This window comes from uncultured Thiodictyon sp. (assembly GCF_903828115.1).
In the GTDB taxonomy this organism is placed as follows: Bacteria; Pseudomonadota; Gammaproteobacteria; order Chromatiales; family Chromatiaceae; genus Thiodictyon.
Genome location: NZ_CAIKKU010000667.1, coordinates 1 through 20,862, shown reverse-complemented (window position 1 = coordinate 20,862; position 20,862 = coordinate 1). Strand labels below are relative to the sequence as shown.

The 20,862-nt window shown below is 68.4% G+C and carries 20 protein-coding genes; 10 read left to right on the top strand and 10 right to left on the bottom strand.

What is annotated here, in order from left to right; genetic code table 11:
* Window positions 1–103: 103 nt before the first annotated feature.
* Window positions 104–1,279: a Ni,Fe-hydrogenase I large subunit gene (locus tag QZY48_RS25210; protein WP_295436250.1), complete on the bottom strand. Its 1,176-nt coding sequence runs from the start codon at window positions 1,277–1,279 to the stop codon at window positions 104–106.
* Between the two features lie 88 nt (window positions 1,280–1,367).
* On the opposite strand from QZY48_RS25210, the gene QZY48_RS25205 reads away from it, so the two are divergent.
* Window positions 1,368–1,961, top strand: a complete 594-nt coding sequence (locus QZY48_RS25205) for a methyltransferase (protein ID WP_295436248.1) — start codon at window positions 1,368–1,370, stop codon at window positions 1,959–1,961.
* A 139-nt stretch (window positions 1,962–2,100) separates the two neighbouring features.
* Here QZY48_RS25205 and QZY48_RS25200 read toward each other — a convergent pair whose 3' ends face one another.
* The 9 genes from QZY48_RS25200 to def all read right to left on the bottom strand — a co-directional run bounded on the left by QZY48_RS25200 (window position 2,101) and on the right by def (window position 11,325).
* Complete coding sequence (locus QZY48_RS25200) at window positions 2,101–2,328, bottom strand: DUF2283 domain-containing protein (protein WP_295436246.1); 228 nt, start codon at window positions 2,326–2,328, stop codon at window positions 2,101–2,103.
* A 274-nt stretch (window positions 2,329–2,602) separates the two neighbouring features.
* Window positions 2,603–3,019 (bottom strand): hypothetical protein, encoded by a 417-nt coding sequence (locus QZY48_RS25195; RefSeq protein ID WP_295436244.1) that lies wholly within the window; start codon window positions 3,017–3,019, stop codon window positions 2,603–2,605.
* A gap of 298 nt (window positions 3,020–3,317) precedes the next feature.
* Window positions 3,318–3,881, bottom strand: coding sequence for a hypothetical protein (locus QZY48_RS25190; protein ID WP_295436242.1), 564 nt, complete (start codon window positions 3,879–3,881; stop codon window positions 3,318–3,320).
* Between the two features lie 183 nt (window positions 3,882–4,064).
* Complete coding sequence (locus tag QZY48_RS25185) at window positions 4,065–5,432, bottom strand: sigma-54 dependent transcriptional regulator (RefSeq protein WP_295436241.1); 1,368 nt, start codon at window positions 5,430–5,432, stop codon at window positions 4,065–4,067.
* A complete protein-coding gene (locus tag QZY48_RS25180) occupies window positions 5,429–7,678 on the bottom strand; it encodes an ATP-binding protein (protein ID WP_295436239.1) in 2,250 nt (749 codons plus the stop codon). Before QZY48_RS25180 ends, QZY48_RS25185 begins: the two co-directional genes overlap by 4 nt.
* Entirely contained in the window at window positions 7,660–8,265 is a 606-nt protein-coding gene (locus QZY48_RS25175; protein ID WP_366929776.1) for a DUF4390 domain-containing protein, read from the bottom strand. Before QZY48_RS25175 ends, QZY48_RS25180 begins: the two co-directional genes overlap by 19 nt.
* Complete coding sequence (gene rsmB / locus QZY48_RS25170) at window positions 8,262–9,866, bottom strand: 16S rRNA (cytosine(967)-C(5))-methyltransferase RsmB (RefSeq protein ID WP_295436237.1); 1,605 nt, start codon at window positions 9,864–9,866, stop codon at window positions 8,262–8,264. The genes QZY48_RS25175 and rsmB overlap by 4 nt, the downstream gene beginning before the upstream one ends.
* On the bottom strand, window positions 9,859–10,791 hold the full coding sequence (gene fmt / locus QZY48_RS25165; protein ID WP_295436234.1) for a methionyl-tRNA formyltransferase: 933 nt from the start codon (window positions 10,789–10,791) through the stop codon (window positions 9,859–9,861). Before fmt ends, rsmB begins: the two co-directional genes overlap by 8 nt.
* The gene (def, locus tag QZY48_RS25160) at window positions 10,792–11,325 is read right to left on the bottom strand and encodes a peptide deformylase (RefSeq protein ID WP_295436233.1); all 534 of its coding nucleotides are present in this window, start codon (window positions 11,323–11,325) and stop codon (window positions 10,792–10,794) included. It lies immediately after the preceding gene.
* A gap of 207 nt (window positions 11,326–11,532) precedes the next feature.
* On the opposite strand from def, the gene QZY48_RS25155 reads away from it, so the two are divergent.
* The 9 genes from QZY48_RS25155 to QZY48_RS25115 all read left to right on the top strand — a co-directional run.
* Window positions 11,533–12,807 (top strand): LysM peptidoglycan-binding domain-containing protein, encoded by a 1,275-nt coding sequence (locus QZY48_RS25155; protein ID WP_295436231.1) that lies wholly within the window; start codon window positions 11,533–11,535, stop codon window positions 12,805–12,807.
* Between the two features lie 195 nt (window positions 12,808–13,002).
* A complete protein-coding gene (gene dprA, locus QZY48_RS25150; protein ID WP_295436229.1) occupies window positions 13,003–14,166 on the top strand; it encodes a DNA-processing protein DprA in 1,164 nt (387 codons plus the stop codon).
* Window positions 14,167–14,216: 50 nt separating this feature from the next.
* Complete coding sequence (locus tag QZY48_RS25145; protein WP_295436227.1) at window positions 14,217–14,693, top strand: DUF494 family protein; 477 nt, start codon at window positions 14,217–14,219, stop codon at window positions 14,691–14,693.
* A gap of 62 nt (window positions 14,694–14,755) precedes the next feature.
* Entirely contained in the window at window positions 14,756–17,062 is a 2,307-nt protein-coding gene (gene topA, locus QZY48_RS25140; RefSeq protein ID WP_295436225.1) for a type I DNA topoisomerase, read from the top strand.
* A 259-nt stretch (window positions 17,063–17,321) separates the two neighbouring features.
* Window positions 17,322–17,552: a DUF2281 domain-containing protein gene (locus QZY48_RS25135; protein WP_295436223.1), complete on the top strand. Its 231-nt coding sequence runs from the start codon at window positions 17,322–17,324 to the stop codon at window positions 17,550–17,552.
* Complete coding sequence (locus QZY48_RS25130) at window positions 17,549–17,947, top strand: type II toxin-antitoxin system VapC family toxin (protein ID WP_295436222.1); 399 nt, start codon at window positions 17,549–17,551, stop codon at window positions 17,945–17,947. The genes QZY48_RS25135 and QZY48_RS25130 overlap by 4 nt, the downstream gene beginning before the upstream one ends.
* 252 nt (window positions 17,948–18,199) lie before the next feature.
* Window positions 18,200–18,865 carry a VWA domain-containing protein gene (locus QZY48_RS25125; protein ID WP_295436220.1) on the top strand — a complete coding sequence of 222 codons (666 nt, stop codon included), beginning with the start codon at window positions 18,200–18,202 and terminating at the stop codon, window positions 18,863–18,865.
* Complete coding sequence (locus tag QZY48_RS25120; RefSeq protein ID WP_295436218.1) at window positions 18,862–19,620, top strand: PP2C family serine/threonine-protein phosphatase; 759 nt, start codon at window positions 18,862–18,864, stop codon at window positions 19,618–19,620. The genes QZY48_RS25125 and QZY48_RS25120 overlap by 4 nt, the downstream gene beginning before the upstream one ends.
* 160 nt (window positions 19,621–19,780) lie before the next feature.
* Window positions 19,781–20,862 (top strand): hypothetical protein (locus QZY48_RS25115; RefSeq protein ID WP_295436216.1); only part of this gene is annotated, 1,082 nt, incomplete at its 3' end.

The window sequence follows — 20,862 nt, the reverse complement described above, 5'->3', positions numbered from 1 at the left end:
GTGCGAGAGAATCCGGGGCGCTACGATAATCTCGACAACGACAACGACAACGACAACGAAAATGGCGCTATAGGCACTTCCTAATGGAATTGTTTAACTTTCATCAAGGCCGTCCCGGGAGTTGCAGATCGAAGTCCACGCAGGGGTCCACGGCGGTGATGAAGAGACGCGCCAGGGGCCCGAGGTCGGCGGGGTCGGCCTGCTTCATGAGCCCGGCGAGCCCGACCGCTACGACGCCGGCGGGGTGAAAGTTCCATTCGGTCGGGGCCAAAATGCGGTATTCGGTGACGCGCCCATCGCACAGGCGCACCCGGTGGACCAGGAGCCCGCGGGCGGCCGGGACCTGGGCCAGTCCGAGGCCCGCGGGGAGGTCGCCTGGCGCCGGCCCCGCCGCAGTCGCCTCAGCGTCCGTCATGATCCGTGCCGCCTCGACGAGTTGAGCGGCGAGGCGCGGCAGGAGTCCGTTGCCGAAGGAGCGGCTGAGGTCCTGCACCAGGGGTGCCTCCAATTGCCGGGTCAGCGGGCTCGACTCCCGCGGCTGGCCGTCCCAGGTGGGCCTGGCCACGAAGGCGTCGACCGCCGCGTCCGCACCGTCCAGGCAGCGATCGAGGTCCGTCGTGCTGAGCGGGGGCAGGGCGCCGACGCCCGCGCGTCCGAACCCGGCCTGTCCCGCTGTCAGGGTCCGGTGCACCAGCCGCGCCGCTGCCGTGTCGGTCTGCCCGGCCCAGGCCGCCAGGGCCTCAAGCCCCGCGACCTGCCCCAGCCAGGCATCCGGCGGCCGACCGAAGACCCGCAGGGCGCCCAGGTCGGCGAGGCCGCGCCGGGCGCATTCAGCGGCCGGCGCCTTGGCCGGTTCAGCGGCGGACAGCGCCGCACCCGGGGCGAACAGATCGACCCCCGCGGTCAGGGCCGTACGCCAGGCGCCGTAGCCTGCCATCACCCGGGCCATGGCCGCGGCGTCCGCCGGCTCGCCCATGACGCCCGGCCAGTCGAGCAGGATGCGCCACAGGTGCTCGCGCAAGGTTTCGGCGGCCACCAGTTGGCGCCGCCGGGCCGCGATTCGCGGGTCCACTGCCAGACCCAGCGCCCCTTCGATGGCCGCCGCCCCGGCCGCCGCCTGGGCCGCCGCGCAGATGCTGAAGAGCACCGGCAGCAGGCGCGCGGCCTGCGCGAGGTCGCGGCCCACCAACAGGCTGGTCGCCCGCACCGGGCGGGTCGAGTCGATGCGGACCCCGTGCGGGTCGAGACGGATGTGCAGCTTGCCGGCAGGGTCGGTCATCGGGTGAGTGTACCCGAACCAGGGGGCTAGAATACCGGGTCCCGGGCCCGTCAATCGGGTCGTCGAAGAACCTTCCAGGTCGTCGCCCATGCTCACCAAGGACCAAGTTGATCGTCTGCGCGAGCCCATCCGCTTCGAGGCCGAACTCGCCGGCCGCACGCTGCGCTTTGCAAGTACCTGGGGGCTGTTCTCCCCGCGCGAGATCGACGCGGGCACGCGCCTGCTGCTCGCGCATCTGGAGGTCGCGCCCGACGCGGACTGCCTGGATCTGGGGTGCGGCTACGGCGCCATCGGTCTGGCCCTCGCCACCCTCGCCCCCCAGGGGCAAACCCTGATGGTCGACAAGGATTTCGTCGCGGTGGACTACGCCGGGCGTAACGCGCGGCGCAACCGGCTCGACAACGCCCGGGCGCTGCTGAGCAACGGCTTCGACCAGGTGCCGGCCGACCAGCGCTTCGACCGCATCGCGAGCAACATCCCCGCGAAGGTGGGCAAGGAGTTGCTGTCGATCCTGCTGCACGACGCCCGCGACCGCTTGCGCCCGGGCGGACGGCTCTATGTCGTCACCATCAACGGCCTGCGCGAATTCATGAAGCGCAACCTGCGCGAGGTCTTCGGCAACTACGACAAGCTCAAGCAGGGCGCTCACTATACGGTGGGGATGGCCGAGCGCTTGTCATGATGCCGTCGGGCGCCCGCCGACCGACCCGCAAACGTTCAGCCCGGAAAGAGCATTTGTCACGCTAAGGCGCTAAGCTCGCCAAGGTTTTTCAGTGCCTTGTCGGCGTTGGACGATTCACCCCCCTCTGTTCTTGAGCAAGTCAGGCGACTTTTCGTTTTGCAATGCCCTGGTCCAGCTCGAGTGTATACGACAGGATGGTGTCGAGGTTCAGCCTGTCCGATGCCCTGAGGATCTCGATTCCGGTAATTTTTCCGTCGGCCGTGGTGTCGAGGTTGACACCCTCGGCGATTTCGATGACGCCGTCGGGTTCCTGGTCGCCAAGACTCAAATACAATGCATCTATTTCGTCGTCGTAATGAACTTTCATGTCGTAGCCCTCTTTTTCAGTGGGTAAGCCGTAATGACTGTAGCAATCTCACCGTCAAGAGACGCAACAATTTTCAGTGGATACCGGAAGCCGGGTACATCGGCGATGATCTCATGCTCTCCAGCGGTGAGATTTGCTTCGGCAATTATGTGCTCCACGGTCGATTCCGGTATGTTATAAAGTTTTGCGCGTCGGGGCCGCGCTGGTTCCTGTCTGGGATTGGCTGAGGATAAACTCTCGGGACGAGATGAATGCCCCGTTACGCTAGGAGGTATTACGCCATTTCGTGCCCATGACCAATGCGCTGCCAAGCTTCTTTGAACTTGGGCTGGTCATACTGTGTAGGTTGCAGCCAATAAGATACCCGACCGTTCTTTTCGCCACGATGCGCCAATGCAGTCACCTCTCCTGGGAGCAAAATAAAAGCATTTGGCTCTTTGGCCAGATTGTTGACCACAATCCAGAAATCACCCATGACCTTTTCGAGATCGTTGCCAAGAGGTACTGGGTCGCGCTTTGACAGTGCTTTAACCTGTACTCCGATAAACTGAGTGCCCGTTTTGTTGTAAGCGATTATGTCAATACCGCGCGCGTTTCGCGCAGTGGGCATCACATTCCAACCTAGCCGCGAAAGCATGTAGCAAGCGTAATACAATCCGATATTCCCCGTGACCTGTGCTTCGAGCTTCATCCTAGTATCCTGTTTCAGCTTATCTTGCGTATCGACCCCAATGGGGTCGAACATACCAGCCCAGGGCAACGCCCTGGGTATGGGTTATCCGCAGAGCTTAGCCCTGAAAGGGCGTGACATAACGGCGTGGCTCCTTATGTCACGCCCTTTCAGGGCTAGGCCGAATAAACAACGCTATCCCAGGGCGTTGCCCTGGGCTGGTATGTCGCGCCCCTTCGGGGCTTGGGGATCGCAAAATAGGATGAAACGCCCTACTAGTCGCGAGCTCCAGAATTTCTTGGTCCCAGACTTCGCCCAGTCAAGATGTCGTTTCGGCCTTTGAGAAGCATCTTGCGATCTCTTGCTGTAGTTGCGACGCGCTCGACCTGCCCCAGAGGTATCTATCCTTGTCACGTAGGGAGATGCCCTCCGGACCCGCGGCGCCGACGGCGTCGCGGAACAGTTTATAGTTTGACCAAATCTTGTCGAATTTCGTGCAGTGCGCCAATTTGTGGAAGCCTCCAAGTTGCTCGCAAGCCCGTATATCGTACACGGTAAAATAATCCGGCCATAGGATCGTGAGTATTGCTGATGCCATCGGCAAGTGGAAGCCCCAGTCCTCTATCAAGAGTCGCAGCCGCTCTCTTGGATTATCAGCCTGGAATAACGAAGAAGACAGATTGCTTACCGCACTATCGATATTTTCCCCTGGGCATTTCGATAGAAGTCGTCGTGCTATCAGTGTCTTGGCACGATTGGCTTTCCAAATGACGATAGCAAAGAAATCGAAAGCCGACAGGAATCCGTCGCGATGGAAGTGGTGGTGAACGTCCTCCAATAGGTATCTTTCGAGGTCATAATACCGCAGGAAATCAATAGTCATAACGGTCTCGTGGCTGATCATGGCTGCCATTTCCCGCCCGCAGAATTTCTATGGGAGAAACCTTGTCGTCCGCATCCAAGGCTAAAGCCTTGGACTCCACAGGGATGACGCGGTTTGGGCCCGCCAGCATTCCTCTTATTTGCGTCTATTGGCGTTCATTTGCGGCTAAATCTCTTCCGCCCCCTACCGCCGCTCCTTGATCTCCACCCCCAGCGAGCGGAGCTTGCGATACAGGTGGGTGCGCTCCATCCCCGCCTCCTTGGCCATCTTGCTGACATTGCCCAGGTGCTTTTCGAGCTGGTAGTCGAGATAGGCCTTCTCGAACTGCTCGCGCGCCTGGCGCAGCGGCTGGTCGAAGGAGACCAGGCCCTCCAGGGGTTGGGCCAGGAGCGGCGGCGGGGCGCCCAGGGTGCCTTCGACCTCCTGTTGGGCGATCTCGTCGCCGCTGCCCAGGATCAGGAGGCGCTGGACCAGGTTCTTGATCTCCCGGACGTTACCGGGCCAGGTGTAGTTGCGCAGGAAGTTCTGGGCGCCGACGCTGAAGCGGCGGTAGGGCAGCTTCTCGTGGGTGGCAAAGAAGTCGAGATAGAAATTCAGCAGGTCGGAGACGTCCTCGGCGTGGTCGCGCAGGGCCGGGATGTTCAGGGGGACCACGTTCAGGTGGTAGAAGAGGTCCTCGCGGAAGCGGCCGGCGCGGACCTCGTCCTCCAGGTTGCGCTGGGTCACGGCGATGATCCGGACATCAATCGCCACCGGTTCGGCCCCGCCGACACGCAGGAAGGAGCCGTTGTTCAGCGCCCCCAGCAAGAGCGCCTGGGCCTCCAGGTCCATGTCCGCCACCTCGTCCATCAGCAGGGTCCCGCCGGCCGCCTTTTCCAGGCTGCCGTAGTGGGTAAGCCCCGGCTCCTCGCTGCCGAAGAGTTCGCGGGCGGCGCTGCCGCCGGTCAGGGCCGAGACGCTGAGATCCACGAAGGGCCGGTCGCGCCGCGGGCTTTGGGCGTGGAGATAGCGGGCAAAGGTCTCGCGACCGCTGCCGGACTCCCCGGTGATCAGGACCCAGGTGTCGTGCTGGGCAATGCGCTTGACCTGCTCGCGCAGCCGCTGCATCGCCGGGCTGCGCCCCACGGGTTCCTGGACCAGGGGGGCGCGCCGCTTCAGCCCGATGTTCTCCTGCTGGAGCTTCTCCGCCTCCAGGGCGCGCCCCACGGTGAGCAGGAGCTTGGCCATGGAGAGGGGCTTTTCGAGAAAGTCGTAGGCGCCCAGGCGGGTCGCCTCCACGGCCGTCTCGACCGTCCCATGGCCGGACATCATGATGACCGGGCAGGGCAGGCCCTGGTCCTGGGCCCATTCCTTGAGCAGGCTGATGCCGTCCAGGTCGGGCATCCAGATATCGAGCAGGATCAGGTCGGGGCGGCGCTCGCGCAGCGCCAGACGCGCGGCGGCGCCGCTCTCGGCACCGCTCACCCGGTAGCCCTCGTCCTCCAGGATCTCCTGGACCAGACCCCTGATGTCGGGTTCGTCATCGACGACTAAGATGTGTGTGGCGCTCATAACTGTGCGTTCAGTCCTCGCTCCTTTGCCGCGGCCGGCGGACCCCCGAGACAGATTGGCAGGCGAATCCGGATGGTGGCCCCGCTGCCGGTGTTTTCGGCGCCGATCATACCGCCGTGTTCCTCAATTATCTTCTTCACGATGGCAAGCCCAAGCCCGGTGCCCTTGGGCTTGCTGGTCACATAGGGCTCGAACATCCGCTCCTGAATCTCCGCGTCGAATCCGGGACCGTTGTCCGCGACCTCTAACTGCACCAGACCGGCGTCGTGTTCGTAGCCGGGGCCGCCGCCCTCGCCCGGGAGTTCGACCAGGGGGCCGTCGAGGCGCCGCGTGCTGACCTCGATGCGGGGCTCGGGACGACCCTCCAGTGCCTCCTGGGCGTTCTTGACCAGGTTGTGAATGACTTGGCGCAGGCGTGTGGCATCCCCGCGGACCAGGGTCTCGGGCGCCTCCAGGTTCACCACCAGGGCCCCCGCCCCGGCGCTGCGGTACAGGTCCAGGACCTCCTGCACCAGGCGGTCGAACGCCAGCGGCACGGGCTGGGACTGGGGGGTGCGGGCATAGTCCGAGAAGTCGTTGACCATGGCCTTCATGGCCTCGACCTGGGCCACGATGGTGCGGGTCGAGCGGTCGATGAGCGCCGCGTCCTGGGGATTGGCCTTGGCCAGCAGCTTGTGGCGCAGCCGCTCGGCGGAGAGTTGGATAGGGGTCAGCGGGTTCTTGATCTCGTGGGCCAGGCGTCGCGCCACCTCGCCCCAGGCGGCGTTGCGCTGGGCGGTGATCAGGGTGGTGATGTCGTCGAAGACGACGACGTGGCCGCGCCCGTCGGTGCCCGGCAGGGGCAGGGTGCTGCCCCGGCACATCAGGGTCTGGCGTCCGGCGGTACGCTGCAGGACGATCTCCCGGCGCCAGTCCTGGCCCGCGTCCAGGTGGCTGCGCACCGCCTCGGTCCAGGGGGTGAGTCCGGGCTGCGCCCGCTCGATGTCGCCGAGCGTCAGGGCCGGCGCGGCGCCGGGGTCCAGGCCCAGGATCTGGCGGGCGGCCGGGTTGGCGGTGCGCAGGCGCTGCGCGGCATCGAAGGCGACCACCCCGGAGGACAGCCGCCCGAGTACCGTCTCCAGGTAGGTCCGCTGGGTCTCTACCGCCTCCTGGCTGCGCGCCGCCGCGTCGCGCGCCTGGGCGATGCGCCGGGTCATGGTATTGAAGGACGCCACCAGGAAGGCCAACTCGTCGTCGTGTTTGGGCAGGGGCAGTTGCTGTTCGTAGTCGCCTTCGGCGACCGCACGGGTGCCGCGGGCGATGTCGGCTACCGGGGCGACCAGGCGCCGGGCCGTATGGAAGGCGCCGATCAGGGCCGCCATCACACCGAACAGGAGCACCAGCAGCAGGGTCAGGGAGAAACTCGTCTTGAGTGATCGGCGCAGGTAGGCGAGTTCCGTATAGCGATTGTAGGCGGTTTCGAGCCCCGCCGAGAGTTCGGTGATGCGGCTCGAGGTGGGGAAGATGGCCTGCATCTGCATGGGCCGCCCGCCCGGGTCGCGCACCACCACCCGCACCACCAGTTCCTCCGCCGGCCCGGTCTCGGTCCCGACGTAGTTCTTACCGGCGCGCACCCCTTGCTGGACCTCCCGGTCGGCGTAGCTCGGGACCAGTTTGGCTGGGTCCTGATTGGCGGTGCCCAGGACCTGGCCGCCCGGCCCGAAGATGGTCAGTTCCTCGGCCCCCGCATGACGCCGCAGGCTGTTCAGGGTCAGGGCGATGGCGGTGGAGGAGCGGTCCTGGATGCCGGCGAGCAGGGCCTCGGTGTACTTGGTGAGGACGCGTTGGTTCAGATCCAGCGAGGCCTGATTGAGCGTCAGGGCGTCCTGCATGGCACGACCGATCTCCACATCGAACCAACTGTCGATCCCGCGCAGCAGGAACCCGAGCGAAAAATAATAGACCACCCCGACCGGCAACAGCGAGATCAGCACGAACAGGACGACGATGCGCAGCGTCAGGCGCGACCCGGCCGCCTGCCGCCGGTAGCGGCGCAACAGCTTGACGATGTTCACCACCACCAGCACGGCCAGGATCAGCAGGCCGCCCAAGACGATGAAGAGCAGGGGGACGAAGGCGCGGCTCAGATCCTCGGAGTTCTGGATCGCATCGCGCATCAGCACCAGCGCGATGAACAGCGCCACGACCAGCACCGCGATCGGGATCGTACCCAGCAGGCGCAGTTTTCTTAGTGGGTTAGCGGCCATTTGGTCCAGCGACTCGCGAGCTTCCAGGCCCCGCTCAGGTAGGCCGTGGGGCGCAGCGGCAGGGGTAAGGCCTCGATGTCCAGGGAGACCTTGAACTGGACCTCGTAGGCGACCCCGGGTTCGAGGCGGCTCTGGTCGACCAGTTGTAGCCCCTTGATCTCGCCCAAGGCCGCGATGGCCGCCTCCCGCGTGACGAAGGTGCGGCCGGTCGTCCCCGGCAGCCGGTAGACCTCATAGGTCTCCGACAGGGGCTTGTGGCGGATGGCATAGCGCAATTGGAGATCGGTCACGCTGCTCGCCCAGATCCAGGCATCGGCGCGCCGGACCTGCAACTGCATGAGGATCGTCAGGGGGACGCCATTGGCCAGGGCCTCCAGGGCCTCGGGCGAGAAGCCGTAGTCGACCGTGGCATCCAGGGTATAGGTCCCCTCGACCAGGCGGGTTTGCACCTGGGTCACCCGAAAGTCGTCGGCCAGGGTGGTCCAGGCCAACAGGAGCGCCGCCAGGGCCAGCCACCAGGTCAATTCCCGGCGGCGAGTGGGCCGCAGTCGCGCCGCTCCGCCGACTCCCGTCGCCCCCAGCGTCACGGGGCCGTCTGCTCGAGTAGGGCGAAATAAAAGCCGTCGCTCCCGCCGTTGGTGGGCAGCAACTGGCGGCCATGGGTGCGCTCACGCCCCCACGCGGCGGTGATCGGGACCTCACGGGCCGCGGGCCGACGCGCCAGGAAGGCCGCCACCTGGTCTTGGTTTTCCGCAGCCAGCACGGAACAGGTGACATAGAGCAGCCGCCCGCCGGGGGCCAGCAGGGGCCAGATGGCGTCCAGGATGCGTGCCTGCAGGGCGCACAGTTCGGGGATGTCCGTGGCGCGGCGCAGCCACTTGATGTCCGGGTGACGGCGGATGACCCCGGTGGCGGAGCAGGGGACATCGAGCAGGATGCGGTCGAAGGGCGGGCGCGTCCAGTCGCCGAGTGGGGCGGCGGCGTCCGCGCGTACCACCCGGGCCTGCAGCCCGAGGCGGGCCAGGTTCTCGCGCAGCGTGTCGAGGCGCGCCGCCGCCGAGTCGACGGCGACCAGTTCCAGTGCCGGGCCGGCACGCTCCAGCAGGTGGGCGGTCTTGCCGCCGGGGGCGGCGCAGGCGTCGAGCACCCGCTGCCCGGGTTGGGCGTCGAGGAGCTGGGCGGCGAACTGGGCGCCGCCGTCCTGCACCGAGACCAGGCCCGCGTCGAAGCCGGGCAGGGTCTGGGCCGGCACCGGGTGATCGAGCATCAGTCCGGCCTCGGTGCCCGGGATGGGACGGGCGGTGATCCCCGCCGCCGCCAGCAGGCCGGCGTAGGCCAGCCGGTCCGTGCGCGCGGCGTTGACCCGCAGGCTCATGGGCGGCCGCTCATTGCCGGCGGCGACGATGTTCTCCCAGTCCTGCGGCCAGTCCCGGCGCAGCGCGGCCAGCAGCCACTCCGGGACCAGCCAGCGGGCGCTCGGAAGTTGGTCGGCCTGCGCCAGCAGGGTCTCGCGTTCCCGCAGGAAGCGCCGCAACAGGGCGTTGAGCAGGCCAACCTTGTCCGGCTTGCCGAGCAGGCGCGCGGCCTCCACGGTGGCGGCGACCGCCGCGTGGGGGGGCGTGCCCAGCACGGTGAGTTGGTAGAGCCCGACCAGCATCAGGGCCTCCAGGTCGCGGTCAGCCGGCTTGACCGGGTGGTGCAGCAGGATGCCGACCAATGCCTCCAGTCGCGGCAGCACGCGCAGGGTGCCGTAGATCAGCTCCTGGGTGAGGGCGCGATCCGCCGGCGGGCGGGGCAGGGCGGACTGGTTGAGGACCCGCGTCAGCGACTGGCCGCGGTCGCGCACGCGGTGGATCGCCAGTGCCGCGGCGGCGCGGGCGTCCGCGCCAGGTTGCCGCGGCGCGTCGGACTGGCCCCAGACGGGCGACTCGCCGCGTTGCCCACCGGCCGCGGGGCGGGGCCTGCCCGGTGGCGGGCCGCCGCGCTCGCGTGGTGGTCCGGACCGCTCTCGCGGGGCCTGGGTTTGCTCGCGCGCAGGGGGTCCGCCCGCGCCGGGCCGCCCACGGGCGCGCTCCGGCGCCGGCCTGGCCCGGCTCCAGGGATTATCGGCGGCGGTGCGGTCCCCCTCCGGGGGCCTAGCCGCGCGGCCGGCGGGGTCCGCGGGGTCTTGGGGGCCGTGCTCAGCCAAGACACACATCCTGCAGCGCCCGCGCATTGAGGAAGTCCGCGGCGTCCAGCGGGCGCTTGCCGGGCAGTTGCAGGCGGGTGATGGCGAGCAGTCCGGCGCCGGTTGCCACCCGGATGCCCGTGCGGTCGGCGCCGACGACGGTCCCCGGGGCGGACCCGGTGGTCGGCGCCGCGGCGACCTGTGCCGACCAAATCCGCAAGGTTTGGTCGTGCAAGCGGGTCTGGGCCACGGGCCAGGGGTCGAAGGCGCGCACCTGGCGTTCGATCGCCGCGGCGGCTTGAGTCCAGTCGATGGTGGATTCCTCCTTGCTGAGTTTGTGGGCGTAGGTCGCGAGCGCCGGGTCCTGGGGTGCGGCTGCCAGGGCGCCGTCGCCGATCCCCGGCAGGGCCTCCAGCAGCGCGCGGGCGCCCAGGGCGGCGAGTTTGTCGTGCAGCCCCCCGCCGGTCTCCCGGGGGGCCAGGGGGATGCTGATCCGATGATAGACGGGCCCGGTGTCCAGGCCCGCCTCCATGCCCATGATGCAGACGCCGCTGTGCGTATCACCCGCCAGCAGGGCGCGCTGGATCGGGGCCGCTCCGCGCCAGCGCGGTAGGAGTGAGGCGTGGACGTTGAGGCAGCCCAGGCGCGGGGCGCGCAGCACGGCGGTCGGCAGCAGCAGGCCATAGGCGATCACCACCATCAGGTCCGCGCCCAGGTCGCGCAGGGCGGCCACCGCGGCCCGGTCGCGCTTAAGCGACTCGGGCTGGCGGACCGCGATGCCATGGGCCATGGCCAACTGCTTGACCGGGCTTGCCTGGAGCAGACGCCCGCGCCCCGCCGGGCGATCCGGCTGGGTGTAGACGGCCGCCAGGTCATGACCGGCACCGATCAGGGCCGCGAGGCCGGGGACGGCGAACTCGGGTGTTCCGGCGAAGATGATGCGCACTCAGATGGCCCGCCGCCGCGGCGGCTCGGCCGCCTTGCCGGTCCGGTGGTCGCGCTCGAGTTTGTGGCGAATGCGCTGGCGCTTCAGGGACGAGAGATGGTCGACGAAGAGTTTCCCGTCCAGGTGGTCGATCTCATGCTGGATGCAGACGGCGAGCAGGCCGTCGGCGTCCAGGGTGAAGGGCTGCCCGTCCCGGTCCAGGGCGGTGACCCGCACGGACGCGGCGCGGGTGACCGGTTCGTAGAACCCGGGGACCGACAGACAACCCTCGTCCATCTGTTCCTCCCCGCGCAGTTCCAGGATCCGCGGGTTGATGAAACACAGCGGCTGGTCGTCCTGCTCGGAGATATCGATGACGACGATCTGCCGGTGGATATCCACCTGGGGCGCCGCCAACCCGATGCCCGGGGCGGCATACATGGTCTCGAAGAGGTCCGCGACGATCTGCCGGACGCCGGCATCGACGTGCGCCACCGGGGCGGCGCGGTGGCGTAGACGCGGATCGGGAAAGGTGAGGATGTCGAGCTTTGCCATGAGTAATCGCAAAATGACGGCGCCGCGCGCGGCGGTAAGGGGGCAAGTGGACTCACGCCGGGCGGCACGGACGCCCGGCGCGCATGGGCGGCGGCGTTTTCTTGCCGGCTCACTGGAAGCGCCGCGGTTCGATGCGCTACTATCCGCCCCATACTACACCCCGCAATGGGGCCGGGTGAATCCGGAATCGACCCCGAGGGAGGAGCGATGCGTCCCCAGTTCGTCTGCCAGAGCGCCGCCGCCGCGGTGCACTCCCGCCCCGCAACCCCGCATCGGGCCGCTGTCGGCCTGCGCCTCTGGGTCATCCTGGCGGCCCTGCTGGGGGGGGCGCCCGCCCTGCCCGCCGCCGAACTCCTGCCCGGCGCGCCGGACACCTACACGGTGCGCCCCGCCGATACCCTGTGGGGCATCGCGGCCCGCTTCCTGCGCGACCCCTGGCGCTGGCGTGAGGTCTGGCAGGCCAACGCCGACGTCGCCAACCCGAACCTGATTTACCCGGGCGATGTCCTGCGGGTCACCAGGGTCAACGGCCAGGCACGGATCGGCGTGGATCGCGGCGGCGAGACGGTGGTCGGGAACCGGGGCGGGATGCGGGTGGTCAAGCTCAGCCCCCGGGTGCGCGTGTCGCCGCTGAAGGCGGCGATCCCAACCATCTCCATCGCCGCCATCGGACCCTTCCTCAGCCAGCCCTACGTGGCAGAGTCCAACCAGATCAACAGTGCCCCTTATGTCGTGGGCTTCCCGGAAGAGCATATCGTCGCGGGCATCGGGGACGCGGTCTATGTGCGGCGGATCGATAGCGCTGAGCGTGACCGCTTCCAGATCCTGCGCCCCGGGGAGGCCCTGCGCGACCCCAAGACCAACGAGACCCTGGGCTTCTTGGCGACCTTCGTCGCCAGTGTGGTGTTGGAGCGCACCGGCGACCCGGCCAAGCTGCGGGTGTTGCGCTCCGAGCGCGAGGTCTCCATCGGCGACCGGGTGATTCCGGCCTCGCTCGATGAGCCGCTCAGCAACTTTTTTCCGCGGCCCGCGCCCGCCGGATTGCGCCCCCAGATCCTGGCCGTGCTCAACGGTGTCACCCAGGTCGGCCGCAATGACCTCGTCATCATCAACGCCGGGACCCGGGAACGGGTCGAGCCCGGCCATGTGTTCGAGGTCTACCAGGGCGGGATCAAGCAGACCGACCAGGTCCGTCAGGGTGGGTTCAACTGGGACTGGAGGGAGGAGACGCCGCTGTCCACCCGGTTCTGGTACGGCGACAACCAAAAGATCCGGGCGTGGCGCCACGACGAGCCGGATGCCAACACGCCGCTGCCGCCAACGGTCGATGTCCGCCCGCTGCGCCCGACCTTCATCCAACCCTTTGAACGCTCGGGTCTCCTGATGGTCTTCCGCACCTTCGAGCGGCTGAGCTTCGCCATCGTCCTGGAGGCCAACCGGGCGATGCATATCCGCGACCGGATTGCGCCGCCGCCGGCGTGAGTGGTTTCCCTGAAGCCCTAGAGCGTCGTTGTCGTTGTCGTTGTCGTAATCGAGGTTATCGTAGCGCCCCGGATTCTCTCGCACCCCAAAGGGCATCGCTTCTCCGACTACGACCACGACCACGACTACGACCACGACAACGACAACGATTGTGTTTAACTTGCGCTTGACTCATTGCTGATCGTGGGCGTGGTAATGAGTCCGCAAAAAGAGCCTGAGGCTTCCTGGTCTGCGCTGGACGCCTGGCTGACCCTGACGGCGGCACCCGGGATCGGGCCCCGGACCTGTGCCCGTCTGGTGGCGCGCTTCGGCAGCCCCGCGGGGGTGCTCGCGGCGGGCCCCGGGGTGCTTGGCGAACTGGGGCTCAAGTCCGCGGCGATCAGTGCGCTGGCGCGCCCGGACCGCGACTGGATCGCAGCGGTGCGCGCCTGGGCGGACCAGCCCGATGCCCATATCCTGGCCCGCGACGACCCGCGCTATCCCCCGCTGCTCCTGGAGATCGCCGATCCGCCGACCCTGCTGTATGTACGCGGCGACCCGCAACTCCTCGCCGAACCCCAGGTCGCCATCGTCGGCAGCCGCAATCCGACCCCCGCGGGGCGCGAGATCACGCGGGAGTTCGCGCACCGGCTGGCCGCCTGCGGGCTCGTCATCACCAGCGGGTTGGCGGCCGGGGTGGATGGGGAGGCCCATGTGGGGGCCCTGGAGACCGGCAAGACCATCGCGGTGCTCGGCACCGGACCCGATCGGGTCTACCCGGCCGGCCACCGGGATCTCGCGCGGCGGATCGCCGGGCAGGGGGCGCTGGTGAGCGAGTTCGCCCCCGGCCAGGGACCGCTCGCGCGCAATTTCCCGCGTCGCAACCGCATCATCGCCGGGCTCTCGCTGGGCACCCTGGTCACCGAGGCGGCGCTGCGCAGCGGCTCGCTGATCACGGCCCGGCAGGCGGGCGAACAGGGCCGCGAGGTCTTTGCCGTGCCGGGCTCCATCCGCAATCCGCTGGCGCGGGGCTGCCATGCCCTGATCCGCGACGGCGCCGTGCTGGTGGAGGAGGCCGCCGAGGTCCTGGCGGTCCTGGCACCGCAACTGCGCGGCCACCTGGGGGTGCTCCAGCCGCCGGCCACCGCGGGCGGCGGCGCGTCCGACCCGGACCCGGGCGGGGCGGGCGCCGCCGCGGGGCCGGACCCGGACTACCAGGCACTGTTCGCGGCCCTGGGCTTCGATCCGGTCGCCCCGGACGAATTGATCCGCCGCACCGGGCTCCCCGCGGCGGCCGTCTCCTCCATGCTGTTGGTGTTGGAGTTGGGCGGTCATGTATCATCCTGTCCCGGCGGCCGCTACTGCCGTTCCCGGGCCTGATGGCCGCCGTTCCAGTCAGCCCCCGGGCTGGCGCCGCGCAAGAGGTTCTGATGGATGACAGCATGGTCGATGTTCTGATCTACCTGTTCGAGCACTACATGGACGGGGACACGCAGCCCCCGACCGATCAGGATGAGTTGGAGGGCGAACTGGCCGCGGCCGGATTCAGCGCGGGTGAGGTCGCCAAGGCCCTGCACTGGCTCGATGAACTGGCGGCCGGTGCCGAGGCGCCCGTGTCGCACGGCCATGCGGCGGGCTCCATCCGCATCTACACGGACGCCGAGTGCGACAAGCTCGACCGCGAGGGCCGCGGTTTTCTGCTGTTCCTGGAGCAGATCGGGATTCTCGACCCGAGCAGCCGCGAGTTGGTGGTCGAGCGCGCCCTGGCGATCGACCACCCCTGGGTCGGGGTGGACGAGCTCAAGTGGGTGGTCCTGCTGGTGCTGCTGAACCGGCCGGGCCTGGAGGCCGCCTTCACCCGGATGGAAGACCTGATCTATAGCGATTCCTCGGCCTATCTGCACTGATTTCGGTATACCCTAGTGCCCCGCTCGCCCGAGCACTGAACCCCAGCAGGCCCCCACCGCCCATGAATCTCGTCGTCGTCGAATCCCCCGCCAAGGCCAAAACCATCAAGAAGTACCTGGGACCGGACTTCGAGGTGGTCGCCTCCTACGGCCATGTGCGGGACCTGATCCCCAAGGAGGGGGCGGTGGACCCGGAGCACGGGTTCGAGATGAAGTACCAGATCATCGAGCGCAACGAAAAACACGTCCAGGCCATCGCCAAGCTGCTGAAAGACGCCGACGCACTCTACCTGGCGACCGACCCGGACCGTGAGGGGGAGGCGATCTCCTGGCACCTCTTCGAGCTGCTCAAGGCACGCCGCCAGATCGGCCAGCGGCCGGTCTACCGGGTGGTCTTCAACGAGATCACCAAGCGCGCGGTCCAGGAGGCCGTGGCCAATCCGCGCGAACTCGCCTACGATCTCGTCAACGCCCAGCAGGCCAGGCGCGCGCTCGACTATCTGGTGGGCTTCAACCTCTCGCCGCTCTTGTGGAAAAAGATCCGCCGCGGGCTCTCCGCCGGGCGCGTGCAGAGCCCGGCCCTGCGTCTGATCTGCGAGCGCGAGACCGAGATCGAGGCCTTCCTGACCCAGGAATACTGGAGCATCGAGGCCGACTGCCAAGGCGAGACGCGCCCCTTCGCCGCCCGGCTCGTGGAGTTCGCCGGCGACAAGGTGGAGCAGTTCACCATCACCGACGCCGCGCGCGCGGCCGAGGTCAAGGCGGCCTTGGAGCAGGCCGCGGACGGCAAACTGCGCGTGGAGCAGGTGGAGCGCAAGCAGCGCAAGCGCTTCCCGGCCCCGCCCTTCATCACCTCCACCCTCCAGCAGGAGGCCGCGCGCAAGCTCGGCTTCACCGCGCTGCGCACCATGCGCGTGGCCCAGCAACTCTATGAGGGCGTGGACGTGGGCGGCGGCGCCGTCGGCCTCATCTCCTATATGCGCACCGACTCGGTCAACCTGGCCCAGGAGGCGATCGCCGAGATCCGCGCCTATGTGACCGAGCGCTACGGTGCGGACCACCTGCCCGAGCAGCCGCGTCTGTACAAGACCAAGGCCAAGAACGCCCAGGAGGCCCACGAGGCGATCCGCCCCACCTCGGTCCTGCGCGAACCGGGGGCGGTCAAGGCCTTCCTGAGCGTGGAGCAATTCAAGCTCTACGAGCTGGTGTGGAAGCGCTCCGTGGCCTGTCAGATGGCCCATGCCCTGATCAACCAGGTCTCGGTTTCCTTAAGCGCCGGCCCCGGCAACGGCTTTCGCGCCACCGGCTCCACCGTGGCGGAGGCGGGCTTCATGCGCGTCTATCTGGAGGGCCGCGACGACGCCACCGCCGCCGATGACGACGAGGACAGCAATCTTCCGCCGATGCAGGAGGGCGACCTCATCCCGCTTGCGGCCATCCGCGCCGAGCAGCACTTCACCGAGCCGCCGCCGCGCTTCAGCGAGGCGACCCTGGTCAAGGCCTTGGAGGAATTCGGCATCGGCCGGCCCTCCACCTACGCCTCCATCATCACCACCCTGCAAGAGCGCGAATACGTGGTGCTGGACAAGAAGCGCTTCCTGCCCACCGACGTGGGCCGGGTGGTCAACAAGTTCCTCACCGAATATTTCGCCACCTATGTCGATTACGACTTCACCGCCCGGCTGGAGGACGATCTCGACGCCGTCTCCCGCGGCGAGGCGGAGTGGGTGCCGCTGCTGGAGCGGTTCTGGCGGCCCTTCAAGGAGCGCATCGACCACACCCAGGAGACGGTGAAGCGCAGCGATGTGACCCAGGAGCCGATCGCCGAGACCTGCCCCAAGTGCGGCGGCCCGCTCTCCATCCGGCTCGGGCGCAACGGCCGCTTCATCGGCTGCACCAACTATCCGGAGTGTGATTACACCCGCGATCTGAACGCCGACAAGGCCGCGGCCGAACCCAAGGAGGTCATCGCGGGGCGCGTCTGCCCCGACTGCGGTTCCGCCCTGGAGGTCAAGAACGGGCGCTACGGCAAGTTCATCGGCTGCAGCGGCTACCCCAAGTGCAAACACATCGAATCCCTGGAGCGCCCGGAGGACACCGGCGTCACCTGCCCCAAGTGCACCAAGGGGACCCTCCAGAAAAAGAAGTCGCGCCGCGGCAAGGTCTTTTTCTCCTGCTCGACCTATCCCAAGTGCGACTATGCCGTGTGGAACGACCCCATCGCCGAACCCTGCCCCCGCTGCGGCTGGCCAGTGCTGACCATCAAGACCACCAAGCGCAACGGCACCGAGAAGGTCTGTCCGCAGAAGGACTGTACCTTCAGTGAGCCGTGCGAGGGGGTGGGGACTCCGGAAGAGGCGGAAGGCTAGGCCCGATGCAGAAGAGCGTCACCAGACACCCATTGACCGACCCCGACGCGGCGCGGCGCGACCTGGACTATTGGCGCAGCCGCAGCGCCGAGGAGCGGCTCTCCGCCGTCGAGGTACTGAGGCGCCAAGCCCATGGTGATACAGCCAGACTTCAGAGAACTGCTCGCCTTATTCAACAGCCACGGGGTTGAATACCTCATCGTCGGATAGTCCAGGATGGTCGCAAGACTTGGTCCCACCGCGGTGCTCTGAGATTGACATGAACATCCACGAAACGATCGAGAAGCTGGCTGCCTTGCCGCCCGAGCAGCAGGCAGAGGTGCTGCACTTTATCGAGTTTCTCGGCGCCCGCCGACGCCCGGCGTCGGTCAAGTCAAGACGCGGAGATCTGCGGGAGGAGCCCTTCATCGGGATGTGGGCGGATCGGCAGGATATGGCCGACAGTGCGGCCTGGGTGCGCGAGATCCGGGAGCGGGAGTGGGGCGGGTGACGGTAGCCATCTTGATCGATACGGACATCCTGATCGATGCCTCGCGGAAAGTGGATCTCGCCGTCGATTTCATCGCTGTCCAAGAGCGCGGGTCAGTCCCCGGAATCAGTCTGATTACCAAGTTGGAACTGCTGGCCGGTTGCCGCGACAAGCGCGAGCTACAGGTCGCGGAGCGGTTCTTGCGGCGCTTTGTCGCGGTCGGTCTTGACGGACGTGTCGGCGATATTGCGGCGGACCTGTTTCGCCGCTATCGCTTGAGCCACGGACTCATGATTCCCGACTGCCTGATTGCCGCGACCGCTTTGGCCTTGGAGGTTCCACTGGCAACCAAGAACTGTCGGGATTTTGTGTTTATCGCTGAACTCGAGCTCAGCCCCTATGGGCAGACGGCGTAGGGCGGAACTCGCGCGCCGGACGGGGCATTCGCCCCGTCCGCAATGTTTTCCCCCGGTCCCGCGGAGTCGTGCTGCCGGTTGGCGACTTCGCCCCGTCCGCCATGTTTCTGGCGCGCCGCCCCCCGGCCCGGCAAGCCAGCCTTTAACCGCTTGCATCCCCTGGATTCCCCGGCGAAGATATGGCCATCCCCGGCAGGCTCGAGCCACGCCTTGTGCTGCCCGGGACCCACGCCACCGCACCAGGAGAGCCGCATGAGCACCGATTTCGACGCCGCCGAATTCGACGACAGTAACCCCGAGCCCCGCTGCCCCTGCGTCCTGCTGCTGGACACCTCGGGCTCCATGGACGGCGAGCCGATAAAGGCACTCAACGAGGGCCTGGTCGCCTTCCGCGACGACCTGGACCGCGACGAACTGGCCCGGCTGCGGGTGGAGGTCGCCATCGTCACCTTCGGCGGTCGCGTGGACCTGGCCCAGGACTTCGTGACCGCCGACCAGTTCCAGCCGCCCACGCTCGGCACCGCCGGTGACACCCCCATGGGCGGCGGCATCAACCTCGCCCTGGACCTGATCGAGAGCCGCAAGAAGACCTGCCGGGCCAACGGCGTCCCCTATTTCCGCCCCTGGGTCTTCCTCATCACCGACGGTGAGCCGACCGACGGCGACCTATGGAAGGAGGCGGCGCAACGCGTCCAGGCGGCGGAGGCGGCCAAGAAGGTCGCCTTCTTCGCCGTCGGGGTCGGCGGGGCCAATCTCAAGGTCCTGGCCCAGATCGGCCCGCGCCAGCCGCTCGCGCTCAACGGGCTCGCCTTCCGCGAGATGTTCCAGTGGCTCTCCACCAGCATGCGCACCGTCTCCCACGCCGAGGTGGACGCCGAGGTCCCCCTGCAGACCCCCATCGGCTGGGCCAACGCATGACCTGGCGCGCCTACGGCGCCTCGGTCCGCGGCACCAGCCACCAGCGCAACGGCCTGCCCTGCCAGGACGCCCACGGCTGGCGGGAGCTTCCGGCCGGCGGCCTGCTGTGCGCCGTCGCCGACGGCCTGGGCTCCGCCCCCCGCGCCGATGAAGGGGCGCAGCGCGCCGTCGCCGCCGCCCTGGACGCGCTGGCGGCGTCCCTGGCCGCCGCCCCCGCCGCGTTGGACGAGTCCGCCATCGCGGGGCACCTGCGCGCCGCCTTCGCCGCCGCCCGCGCCGCCCTGGAGCGCGGCGCCGCCGCCAACCCCCTGCGCGACTACGCCACCACCCTGCTGCTCGCCGCCGTCACCCCCGACTGGACCGCCGTCGGGCAGATCGGCGACGGGGCCGTGGTCGGCGCCTGGCCCGACGGGCGGCTGGAGACCCTGAGCCTGCCGCAGCGCGGCGAATACGCCAACGAGACGACCCCGCTCACCGGCCCGGACGCCCTCGAACGCCTCCAGGTCCGCGTCTGGCCGGCCCCCCTGCGCGCCCTGGCGCTCTTCAGCGACGGGCTGCAAGGGCTGTGCATCAACCTCGCCACCGGCGCCCCCTTCGAGCGCTTCTTCGCCCCCTTCCTACAGGCCCTCAGCGGACCCTTCGACGGCGATGCGACCGGCGCGCGCCTCGCCGCCTTCCTCGAGTCGCCGCGCGTCTGCGCCCGCACCGACGACGACAAGACCCTCCTCGTCGCCGGCCTCCCGGCCGCCGCCTGACCATGCCCCGTAGGGTCCGCTACGCGGACCATCCCCGCTATGCGGCCCACCGCCGCTGTACGGCCCATCCCCGCGGTGCGGCCCATGCCCGCGGTGCGGCCCACCCCCGCTGTGCGGACCGATCCCGCCGCGCGGACCGATCCCGCGCCGCCCCGCCCCCTTGATCGCCCAGTTCACCGACTCCGACGGCCACACCTACCGCACCCAGACCGAACTGGCCCGCGGCGGCGAGGGCATCATCCTCACCGTCGCCGGCCGCACCGATGTCGTGGTCAAGCGCTACCTGGACGGCCAGGCGACCCCGGAGCGCGCGGCCAAACTGCGCGCCATGCTCGCCGACCCGCCCCGCGACGAGATGCGCGAGCGCTTCAAACACGCCTCCATCACCTGGCCGCTCGCCATCCTCCACGAGGGCCGCCGCTTCGCCGGCTTTCTGATGCCCCGCATCGACGGCGGCTCCTCGCTGCTCAACGCCTACAACCCCCGCGCCCGGGAGTTCCTGGGCCTGGATTGGAGCGGTCAACACCACGTCGCCAAGAACCTCTGCACCGCCCTGCACGCCCTGCACCTCAAGGGCTATGTCATGGGCGACGTCAACCAGCGCAACATCCTGGTCACCGCCCAGGGCCTGGTAACCCTGGTCGATACCGACTCCTTCCAGGTCCGCGCGGGCGGTACCCTCTACCGCTGCCCGGTCGGCGTACCCGAATACACCCCGCGCGAGTTGCAGGGCCAGCGCTTCGACCAGGTGGACCGCATGCCCGAGCACGACCGCTTCGGCCTGGCCGTGCTGCTGTTCCAGTTGCTCATGGACGGCTATCACCCCTTCGGCGGCGCCCCGACGAACCCCGACCGCTCCGTCGGCAAGGTCGACGAGTGGTGCATCAGGAACGGCATCTTCCCCTGGCGGCCACACCCGGACTTCGGCAAGCCCCGCGCCGCGCGCCCGCTGGAGGCCCTGGCCCCGGGGCTGCGCGACCTCTTCGTCCGCTGTTTCGTGAATGGCCACGCCGCGCCCACGCTGCGGCCCACGCCGAAGGAGTGGCTGGACGCGCTGCACGCCGCCCAGCAGGCGTTGGTGCGCTGCGCCGCCGGCACCCATTGGTGCCACCCGGCGGGCGGCCCCTGTCATGCCTGCCAGGCGCGGCAACGCAAGTCCGGTGCGGCGCGGGCTCCGAACCGGACCCGGACCGGGCCCCAGGCCCGGACCAAGCGCCGCCGGTCAGACCGGCACCGCCGGTG